4 protein-coding genes are annotated in these 5,432 nt (G+C 68.1%); 2 read left to right on the plus strand and 2 right to left on the minus strand.

Features of this window, described 5'->3' with window-relative positions:
• The first annotated feature begins 658 nt into the window (after positions 1-658).
• The gene (locus ABD466_RS44075) at positions 659-1,630 is read left to right on the plus strand and encodes a magnesium transporter CorA family protein (RefSeq protein WP_344663296.1); all 972 of its coding nucleotides are present in this window, start codon (positions 659-661) and stop codon (positions 1,628-1,630) included.
• Between the two features lie 44 nt (positions 1,631-1,674).
• On the opposite strand, the gene ABD466_RS44080 is transcribed toward ABD466_RS44075, so the two are convergent.
• Positions 1,675-2,178 (minus strand): inorganic diphosphatase, encoded by a 504-nt coding sequence (locus tag ABD466_RS44080; RefSeq protein WP_344663297.1) that lies wholly within the window; start codon positions 2,176-2,178, stop codon positions 1,675-1,677.
• A gap of 141 nt (positions 2,179-2,319) precedes the next feature.
• Positions 2,320-2,841: a COG4315 family predicted lipoprotein gene (locus ABD466_RS44085; RefSeq protein ID WP_344663298.1), complete on the minus strand. Its 522-nt coding sequence runs from the start codon at positions 2,839-2,841 to the stop codon at positions 2,320-2,322.
• A gap of 378 nt (positions 2,842-3,219) precedes the next feature.
• On the opposite strand from ABD466_RS44085, the gene ABD466_RS44090 reads away from it, so the two are divergent.
• Complete coding sequence (locus tag ABD466_RS44090) at positions 3,220-5,259, plus strand: FAD-dependent oxidoreductase (RefSeq protein ID WP_344663299.1); 2,040 nt, start codon at positions 3,220-3,222, stop codon at positions 5,257-5,259.
• The last annotated feature ends 173 nt before the right edge of the window (positions 5,260-5,432 follow it).

Genomic DNA, 5,432 nt, shown 5'->3' on the forward strand with positions numbered 1-5,432 from the left:
CGCTGAAGGACGCGGTCGCGCAGTTCAAGCGCGGCTTCGAGCTCGGCGACGGCACCCTGCTGGCCGACCAGGACAAGGCCGAGGCCATGGACGAGGACAACGTCGGCCAGCTCTCCGTCACCAAACACATCAAGGCTCGGTGACAGCACTGCCGAGGTATCGCAGCAGGCTCACGATCCCAGCCGCGTGAGGTGAGCGCGCCACCCCGTTTGGATCCCGCGATTCGGGTACTCATGGGCGGAAGCCCCTTTGAAGAGGCCATCATGACCACAGCCGTGATCATCATCTTGTTCGCCGCGGCCCTCATCGCCGTCATGGGGTGCGCCATCCGGCACGAGCACGCCAAGCGCCGGATCCGGGCCTCGTTCGGGCCCGAATACGCCCGAGTGAAGGATGAACACAGCCGAACGCGGGCCGTGGATCGGGAGCTCGCCCGGCGGATCCAGATCTGGCCCGCCGTTAGGGCGCCGGGGGAGTTCCGATGCGCGAGCATCGCGCTGGCACCACCTTCCGGGAGGACACCAACGGCCGCGGACGCCGACCACGGTAGTCCGGAGCCCGCCAGCCTCAGAGGCCACCGTGCCGAGTCGGTGGCGCAGGCTCCGCCTGCCATGCGCCGTGCGGCCCGGGCGTGATCGTGTCGGCTAGGGTGACCGTTATGTCCCTAACGCGGCTTTATCGCCACGGCGTGCTGGAGGCCGAGGATTTCCCCGCCACCGAGATCTCCGACTACTCGGCCGACCTGTCCTCGGTGGTGTGGTTCGATCTGTGCGATCCGACGGCCGAGGAGCTGAGCTCGATCAGCGACGAACTCGGGTTGCACCCATTGGCGGTGGAGGACGCCGTCAACGAGCGCCAGCGTCCGAAGCTGGACCGCTACGACACCCACCTGTTCCTCAACGCATACGCGGTCGAGTTCGACGAGCTGAGCGGCCAGTTGGTCAACCACGAGGTCGCGGCGTTCATCACCCACAGCGCGCTGGTGACCGTGCGGAAGTCCGACCGCTTCCAGATCGACCAGGTCGTCGCGCGCTGGGACCGCGACCGCGACCTGGCCCGGTTCGGCGTCGGCTTCCTGGTCTACGGGCTGGTGGACTACGTCGTGGACACCCACTTCGAGGCGGTGCAGGCCCTCGACGCACAGATCGAGGCCCTCGAGGAGCAGCTGTTCGAGGACAACCCGAAGGACGACGGGCTCCAGCGGCGCACCTTCGAGCTCCGCAAGTCCCTGGTCACGCTGCGCCGGGTGGTCCTGCCCATGCGCGAGGTCGTCAACACGCTGCTGCGCCGGGACCAGCACACGGTGGACGCCGAAATGGTGCCCTACTTCCAGGACGTCTACGACCACGTGCTCCGCGCCACCGAGTGGACCGAGTCACTGCGGGACCTGGTGTCGACCATCTTCGAGACCCACCTGACGGTGCGTTCCAACCGGCTCAACGTGATCATGAAGCAGGTGACCAGCTGGGCCGCGATCATCGCCGTGCCCACGGCGGTGACCGGGTTCTACGGCCAGAACGTGCCCTACCCCGGCTTCGCGCACGCCAGCGGCTTCTGGACGTCGACCCTGATCACCGTCGGACTGTCCGGTGTGCTTTTTGTGGTGTTCCGTCGCAAGGACTGGATCTGAGTTCGGCTCCGGTCCGGCCGGGGCGGGAAGGATCGTGGCGAGGATCAGGCCCCTGTCTCCCCGTGCGTGTCGGCGTGGCGCCGGCGGGCGGCGGCGATGACCGCCTCGGCCACCCCCGCGTCCGCCCACGATCCCGGGTGCGATTGGCGGCCGGGCTCGGTCTGGAGGTAGACGTCGAAGAAGTGGCCGATCTCCTCCAGGCGCTCGGGCGGCACGTCGGCCAGGCCGCGGACGCGGTCGTAACGACGGTCACCCGTCGGGACGCACAGGATCTTCTCGTCGACGCCCAGCTCGTCGACAGAGTGGTACACCGCGACCGGCCGCACATTCACCTCGATCCCGGGGAAGGCCGGAGCGTCCAACAGGACCACGGCGTCCAGCGGATCGCCGTCGGCGGCCACGGTGCCCGGGATGTAGCCGTAATCAGCCGGATAGCAGGTCGAGGTGAACAGCTGCCGCTCCAGCCGGATGCGGCCGAGTCGATGGTCCATGACGTACTTGTTGCGGGATCCGGCCGGGATCTCGATCACGACATCGAAATTCGGCATGCTCATCCCGCCGGCAGGGCCTGGCCGTCACAAACCGGGATCAGGCTTCTGGCGGATCGCCGGCGGGCGCATCCGATGGGCCGGACGCTGAGCAGATCTGTCATGAAGCTCCTCATCGCGCACCGCTTACAGCGTTGCAGCTCAGTAGTTGGAGCCGCCACCCGACGAACTCGACCCGGACGGGGCGCTGGTGACGGCCTTGCCGTCGATGCCGACCACGTACCAGATGCCGCCGAAGGTCGCGATGCCCTGGCCGTTCACGTCGCCCGATTTGGCGTCGCCGGTGTAGGTGTACAGGGGGTGGCCGTTGTAGGTGACCTGGGTGGTGTTGTCGGTCCGGGCGGTCGTACCGACCATGGAGGCGGTGACCCCGCTGCTGGCGGGCGGCCCGGTGGTGGTGTCGGGATGCCACACTCCGGCGCAGGCGCTGTAGCAGGTCGACTGGCTGCTCGTGTCGGCTGTCAGCAGGTACAGGGTCCGGCCGGAGCCGTCGACGAGGATCTGGCCGTACTTCGAGCTCTGGGCATGCAGCGCGCTCGAGGCCGCGGGAGCGCTGCTGGACGACGGTGGCGGGTTCGACGCCTTGCCGCTGGAGCTGCCGCACCCCGCGACCAACGCTGCGACGGCGCCCACACCGGCCGAAACCGTGATGAGTCGCTTCATTTCGAACTCCTTTTCGCTGGAACCACCGCTTCGCGGGATGCACGCGGGCGGTCAGAGGTTCCTGCCCGATGAAACGGTCGAATGGCTCCTGTCGTTCACCAATATGCAGGTATCCGAATGAAGATGATTGTTCGTTTGATGTCCCGCAACTCTGCACGCAGCGCCGCTGTCTACGGAACGCTCTGGAGCCCACCGAACGAATGAGTCCGAAAGGGTGAACCCAGACAGGCTCAGAGTCGTTCTGAGCAGGTGAACAGCTCCTCCGGCCGGGTCTGGTCGGCCGCCAGGTGATTTTCCGGTATGAGGGCACCTGGACGGATCATGTCTATGGTCGGAACCACAGCGGTTGTGAGGCCTGGATCAACCGGAGGTGCTGTGATGACGGGCAGTTCGACGGTCGACGTCCTGGAAGGTGAACCGGTCTCGTTGTGGATCGCCACCGCCGGGACCACCTCTTATCCCGTGCTGGACGGGGACGTAGAGGTCGAGGTGGCGGTCATCGGCGCCGGCGTCGCCGGGCTGACCACCGCGTGGGGGCTCAAACGTGCCGGCCGCAGCGTCGCGGTGCTGGAAGCGGCCCGGGTCGGCACCGGAGTCACCGGCAACACGACCGGCAAGGTCACCTCCCTGCACCGCCTCGTCTACACCGAACTCCTGCACGGCCACGACGCCGACACGGCCCGCGCCTACGGGCAGGCCAACCAGGCCGGACTCGAACACATCGCGCACATCGTGGCCACCGAGGGCATCGACTGCGACTTCCGCCGGGTGGCGAACTACACCTACGCCGAATCCGAGGAGGCACTCGCGCTCGTCCGCGACGAGGCGGCCCTGGCAGGAAGCCTCGGGCTGCCCGCTTCGTTCACCACCGACGTGCCGCTGCCGTTCCCGGTGCGCGGGGCAGTGCGGTTCGACGACCAGGCGCAGCTCCAGGCCGTCGCCTATGTGCAAGGTCTGGCCCGGGCGCTGCACGGAGATGGCAGCTTCGTCTTCGAACAGACGCGGGCGCGGTCCCTCACGGACGGCGCTCCCTGCGAAGTGGGCACCGAGCACGGCACCATCCGGGCCCGCGATGTCATCGTCGCCACCAACGTGCCCTTCGCCGACCGAGGCTCGTTCGACACCCGGTGTCGGCCGTTCCGGTCCTACCTGGTCGCCGCACGGACCGCAGGACGCCTGTGGGACGCGACGTTCATCAGCGCCGACGAACCCCAGCGCTCCATCCTGTCGGCCGGTATCGACGGCGCGGGATACCTGCTCGCCGGCGGCGAAGGACACCCGGCCTCGGAACCCGCCGACAGCGCTTCGCGATACCGGAAGCTCGCCGCGTTCGCCCACGACCGCCTCGCAGCCGGCGAGATCGTCCACCGCTGGTCGACACAGGACGCCATGCCCGCTGACGGCCTGCCCTACGTGGGACTCATGTCCCCCACGTCGCGGCACGTGTACGTCGTGACCGGCCTGCGCAAATGGGGACTGTCCAACGCCACCGCCGCGGCCCTCATCCTCACCGACACGATCTGCGGCGAACCCAACCCCTGGGCGCAGGTGTTCGACAGCAATCGGACCTCCGGGCTCGGCACCCACCCTGCGAAGGACAGTACCGCGGCCGAGGACACCTTCCCGGTCCCCCCGCCGTTCACCCCCGCCGACCTGGCAGCACTCGCCCCGGGCGACGGAGCCGTCTGGGACGTCGACGGCGATCAGACCGCCGTCTACAAGGACACAGACGGCCGGATCCACGCAGTCTCCGCCATCTGCACCCACCTGGGATGCACCGTCGAGTTCAATGCTGCCGACACCACCTGGGACTGCCCCTGCCACGGCTCCCGCTTCACTACCGACGGCACCGTCGTCCACGATCCCGCCGTCGACGACCTCGCACTGCTACGAATCCATCCCATGGCGCAGCAGAGGCGACGGGTGGCTGCGGCCGCGCGCGGCCGGGCCGGGTTTCTCAAGGTGCTGCGAATCACCGGCCTGGCGTCGACCTTGCACTGCTGCGCCGGCGCGGTGGACGCGTTCAGTGGTCCGAATAGGCCGCCGGATCCCGGGCACCAGACGGCGGATCCGCCGGCCGGGCGCGCAGCCATGGTGCGGTGCGCGCCGGCCGCACCGTCTGGGCGATTGGAACGGAAGGCTGCGTATCCGGCAAGGAGTTCCCCGGGCGTCGGATGGCGGCAGCCGAGGCTATGTAGTACATCGGTATCCGTCATCCCTTTATCAGGGAATGCGCAGCCGCGCAGTACTCGGCATGCTGGGGCGGCTTGTTGGGAGGGCACAGCAAGCTGGCTCCGGGGACAGTGGCAGCTGTCTTGGAATGCAGTCGAACGCTTGGTCGCGGAGCCGCCGGATGGCGCTGTCCAGCAGGTCTGTGGCTTCGTGGAGCAATGTCGTGGTCGGTCCGTCTCGGACTAGCCGTAGCGCCGAGTGCAGGTCCAGACCCGCGCTGAAAAGCCGTTCCATGACGGCGTTCTCGGCCTCGCCATCGGGCCGCGCTGTCGGAGCCATGCCCGTCACTTCCCATGGGTGCTCGCATGATGATGGGGATGCGAGACCGGCCACCGGGGTCCGGGGAGGTGGATCCGCTA

The organism is Catenulispora subtropica (assembly GCF_039531675.1).
In the GTDB taxonomy this organism is placed as follows: Bacteria; Actinomycetota; Actinomycetes; order Streptomycetales; family Catenulisporaceae; genus Catenulispora; species Catenulispora subtropica.